Origin of the sequence: Vibrio fujianensis (assembly GCF_002749895.1) — a bacterium.
Classification (GTDB): Bacteria; Pseudomonadota; Gammaproteobacteria; order Enterobacterales; family Vibrionaceae; genus Vibrio; species Vibrio fujianensis.
The window spans coordinates 308,085-312,321 of record NZ_NBUS01000054.1; the positions used below are offsets into that span (position 1 = coordinate 308,085).

A 4,237-nucleotide genomic window follows, 5' to 3' on the forward strand; every position below is an offset into this window, starting at 1 on the left:
CAAAAAGTCTTAACGGTGATGCGTTTTCTGATGATGCAAAGCAAAAAACGATTGAGTTGATTAAGCAAGATCTAGGTCAAATTGATTTGGTCGTTTACTCGCTCGCGTCGCCAGTGCGTAAACTGCCTGAAACCGGAGAAGTGATTCGTTCGTCACTGAAACCAATTGGTCAGACGTATACCTCAACTGCGGTAGATACCAATAAAGATGTTATTATTGAAGCAAGTGTTGAACCTGCCACAGAGCAAGAAATTCAAGATACCATTACGGTCATGGGCGGACAAGACTGGGAATTGTGGATTCAAGCGCTTGATGAAGCAGGCGTTTTGGCTCAAGGCTGTAAAACGGTTGCGTATAGCTATATCGGTACCGAGCTGACTTGGCCAATTTATTGGGATGGGGCGTTGGGTCGTGCAAAAATGGATCTCGACCGTGCCGCTAAGGCATTAAATGCACAACTCGCGACCAAAGGCGGGAGTGCTAATGTTGCTGTCTTGAAATCGGTTGTCACTCAGGCAAGTTCCGCTATTCCAGTGATGCCACTTTATATCGCTATGGTCTTTAAAAAAATGCGGGAAGAGGGTATCCATGAGGGGTGTATGGAGCAAATTTACCGTATGTTTAGTCAACGCTTGTATAAAGCGGATGGTAGTGCGCCTGAAACCGATGAACAGAACCGTTTACGTTTGGATGATTGGGAATTACGTGACGATATTCAACAACATTGCCGTGAACTATGGCCACAAATTACCACTGAAAATCTAAAAACATTGACGGATTATGAAGGGTATAAAGAAGAGTTCTTAAAGCTGTTTGGTTTTGGTGTTGATGGTGTGGACTATGATGCCGATGTCAATCCTGAAGTCACATTTGATGTAATCGATATCTGAGCTTAATGGTTTCCATCAAAAATAGCAAAAAGGCGCAATTTGCGCCTTTTTGCTTTGTTAACTCATTGCTTTACTTTAGTTTAAAATAATTAAGATGGTTCCGGCTAAGGTCATTAAAATATTGGCAATAGCGTAGGTGCCAGCATAACCGAGCGCAGGAATGGTCGATTTTGCATAATCATTAACGATATCCATAGCAGGGGCGCAAGTTCGGGCTCCGATAATGGCACCAAAAAGTAAGGCACGGTTCATCTTAAGCAAATAAGCACCGACAAGATAGGCAAACACCACGGGTAACACACTGACAATAAAAGCGAGCCCGATGACTTGAGGCCCCACATCGGATAAATGATCAAACATTTTCCCCCCTGCACTTAAACCGATGCCGACCATAAAGAACATTAGGCCTAAGTCTTTAACCATATTTAGGGCACCTTGTGGCACATAGCCAAAGGTTGGGTGATTCGCGCGTAAAAAACCCAGGGTGATACCAGATAATAACAGCCCGACTGCATTACCTAAGCTAAATGAGACTTGACCAAAAGTCATGGTGATTAAACCAAACACGATACCGAGAATAAAGAAGCTACAAAACGCCATTAAATCGGCCATTTGGCTATGAATCGAGATAAAACCGATTTTTTCCGCTAACCCTTTAACGCGACTCTTCTCACCGCTGACTTGCAGAACGTCTCCTTTCGCAAGCACAATATCGAGATCCATTGGCATTTCTATTTGTGCCCGTACTACTCGGTTTAAGAAACAACCATATTCTGATAAGTTAAGATCAGAAAGTCGCTTACCCGCGATACTGTCACTTTTTACCACAATTTCTTCTTCGGTAATGCGTAAGTCGAGAAGGTTACGGTCAAAGACCTCTTTCCCATTACGGAAACTGGGGTCGAGGCGAGCATGACTATCAGGGAAGCCGACCAATGCTATTTCATCCCCTTCTTGTAATATTGCATCCCCATCTGGATGGGCGAGAATACCATTACGACGAATTCGCTCTATATAGCACCCAGTTTGACGGTAGATACCCAATTCTCGCAAATTACGGCCATCCACCCAATTGATCAATTCGGGGCCAACTCGATAAGCACGGATAATTGGAAGATAAACTTTTCGTTGTCCACCAATCCCGCGTTCTTGAGCAATCTGTTGGGCTGAATCGGACAGATTTTGTTTTTGTAATTTAGGCAAGAGTTTGGCAAACATGATCATGCTAATTAAGCCGATGAGGTAAGCCATCGCATAACCAACCGATACACTTTCTAAAATCAATGATAAATCCATATTGCGAGGAATAGCGGCTAATCCAGAGTTGAGGGCATCCTGTGCACCAACTAAAACTGGAGTAGAGGTTAGCGCTCCGGCCATCATTCCCGCAGCTAAGCCATAATCGAGATTGAAATAATGGCTTGCAAAATAAGTGATCCACATCGCCGTGATTAATACGACTAAACTGAGAATCAAATAATGTTTACCATCGCGGAGGAAAATGCTAAAAAAATTAGGGCCAGCCTCGATACCGACACAATAAATAAATAGCATAAAACCAATCGTTAGGGCTTCAGCATTAAATGAAAAGCCTAAATGGCCCATCACCAGCGCGGTAATCAGTACGCCGATCGAATTTCCTAGTTGTAAACTGCCAAAGCGTATTTTTCCGAAGGCAAGGCCTATCGCTAAGACGACAAAAATAAGAAGAATGGGGTTTTGTTCTAGCAAAAGTACAACGTCGATATTCACAATTTGGCTCAATTTAAGCGTGCAAGCAGGGGGTGGTTAAATTGTGATGATTGTATCGTAAATAGTCAAAAATATAAGTGAATTTTTTTATTTTTGTACGAGTTTTCATCGAATAGACACAGAAAACCCCGCAACAGGTGGGCGGGGTTTTCTTATCGTTGCAGACGTGGTGTTTATTCGTCAAACAGTCCTAAATGCTCTTTTGCATACGCTTCGAATTCAGTACAGCCACCAATGTGTTGTTGGTCGATAAAGATTTGCGGCACAGTTTCAACCGGTTTTCCAACCGTCTTTTCTAGGTCAGCTTTTGAGATCCCTTCTTCATGAATATCCACATAACGATAGTTGAAGTCATCACGTTTTGCTTTTAGGGTTTCTGCGTGTTCTTTTGCTCGAACACAGTAAGGACAAGCCGGGCGGCCAAAAATCACAACGAACATAACTGTCTCCTTTATTTTGTTTGCGCAACTATGCCCGATCCCAATTAGGAAATAAAGCGTGAATTAGCATTCGTTCTAATAGGCAAAAACAATGGTTGATTTTTTATTCGATTCAATGACTCATTTCTTCTCATCACCCAAGGTATCTCCTTCCTAATGGATGCTGCAGGGGTGTTGGCTGCGTTCGTTCACCCCAATCACATCGCTTGCCTACGGCTGTTCAAATTTGTTCCAGACAAATTTGTCACTCACTTGCCGCCTACCTGCAACACCAAGTTGTTTGGGTATAACAAGGTGTAATTGTGCATGAAGGATGTGATGATGTGCATACTCTTTAATGATTTTTATTTTATTTCTTCGCTCATTGCACTGCATCAAAAAATGATGGCTGAATTGATCGCAAGCTTGAACTCTCTCAGGATAGTTTGGGCGGCGTGGAGGCAGCATGTTTCAATTTATGACATCGAATCGAATTGTATTCGGTGAAGGCGTATTGCAAAACTCGTTATCCATGATTAATCAATATGGATATAGTGTACTGTTAGTTTCAGGTAAAAATCTTCAGCGTGCTCAGACGGTGACTCAGTATTTGCAGCAACAGCATATGCGCTATCAACATATTGCTATTCATGGTGAACCCAACATTACCATGGTCGAAGAAGCGGCGATGGCTGGACGGCGTTTTCAACCTCAAGTGGTGGTCGCGATAGGTGGGGGGAGTGTGCTGGATATGGGGAAAGCGTTAGCGGCCATTATTCCCAATCAAGGTAATGTGTATGATTATGTTGAAGTTGTGGGTCGTAATGTGCCGTTAAAAACCAAACCGCTACCATTTATTGCAATACCCACGACTGCCAGTACAGGCTCAGAAGTCACTAAAAATGCTGTGCTAAAATCAGGGCAAGATAAAGTGAAAGTGAGTTTACGCAGTCCGGATATGTTGGCTGCTGTCGCCATTATTGATCCGAGCTTAACTTATGGAACCGATAGTTATACCTCTGGACGTGGCGCAATGGATGCTTTTACACATTTAATGGAGGCTTACGTCTGTGGTGAACCGAATCCGTTAACGGATATGATTTGTGAAGAAGGGCTGCGTCGTTTAGCGCGTTCAACTGTCGCGGCATGTTGTCGAGATGAACCCTCGGCACGCTC

4 protein-coding genes are annotated in these 4,237 nt (G+C 43.3%); 2 read left to right on the forward strand and 2 right to left on the reverse strand.

The window, feature by feature from the left end:
- Window positions 1-890: enoyl-ACP reductase FabV (gene fabV / locus B7C60_RS14500; RefSeq protein ID WP_245869501.1), on the forward strand; the 890-nt coding region annotated here is incomplete at its 5' end.
- Window positions 891-965: 75 nt separating this feature from the next.
- Here the strand turns inward: fabV and B7C60_RS14505 are convergent.
- Together B7C60_RS14505 and B7C60_RS14510 are read right to left on the reverse strand one after the other, a co-directional pair.
- Window positions 966-2,642, reverse strand: a complete 1,677-nt coding sequence (locus tag B7C60_RS14505; protein ID WP_099612273.1) for an aspartate:alanine antiporter — start codon at window positions 2,640-2,642, stop codon at window positions 966-968.
- 173 nt (window positions 2,643-2,815) lie between these two features.
- A complete protein-coding gene (locus B7C60_RS14510; protein WP_099612274.1) occupies window positions 2,816-3,082 on the reverse strand; it encodes a GrxA family glutaredoxin in 267 nt (88 codons plus the stop codon).
- 445 nt (window positions 3,083-3,527) lie between these two features.
- Here B7C60_RS14510 and B7C60_RS19525 point away from each other — a divergent pair.
- A partial coding sequence (locus tag B7C60_RS19525; protein WP_245869502.1) for an iron-containing alcohol dehydrogenase occupies window positions 3,528-4,237 on the forward strand: 710 nt, incomplete at its 3' end.